The following is a 443-nucleotide window of genomic DNA, read 5'->3' as shown; positions in this document are numbered from 1 at the left end:
CGTAGCCATGATCGACATTGCGATAGCTGTTCTCACTGATGACGACGTCCCGGCCATTGTCGAGACGCACCGAAAGCAATGTGTCGCCCCGTTTGTCGCCGGTGGATACGACCGTCCCGAGCATGCCGTTCTTGACATATTGCGGACCGAGACGGGGAGCACGTGGCTCGAGGAAGCGGGCATTCTCCAGAAAGATGATGCGGTCGCCGGCGGCGAATTCTCGTGCGCCGCGTTCGGTGCGGAAAGAGCGGCCCTCACCAAGCGCGCCCTCTCCCGTCATCACCGATCGCAGTGCCTCGTTCAGACGCTTCACGTCTTGATTGGTATGGGCAAGCACAAGAAGCTCGTCGCCGCGAATGCGAGATGTGTTTGCGCCTTCGGCAGGTTCCCGGACGAGCGCGCGACGGGCGTGCGCCCAATCGGAAACGATGCGTCCGACGATC

Annotated in this window: 1 protein-coding gene; it reads right to left on the bottom strand. The window is 61.9% G+C overall.

Annotated features, from left to right (window positions below; all coding sequences use genetic code 11):
- Positions 1-443, bottom strand: a 443-nt coding sequence (locus FY112_RS37195; RefSeq protein WP_210384806.1) for a hypothetical protein, incomplete at both ends; no start/stop codon positions are given.

The organism is Rhizobium sp. PEPV16 (assembly GCF_008919455.1).
Classification (GTDB): Bacteria; Pseudomonadota; Alphaproteobacteria; order Rhizobiales; family Rhizobiaceae; genus Rhizobium; species Rhizobium leguminosarum_Q.
This window is presented reverse-complemented; position numbering and strand designations above follow the sequence as displayed.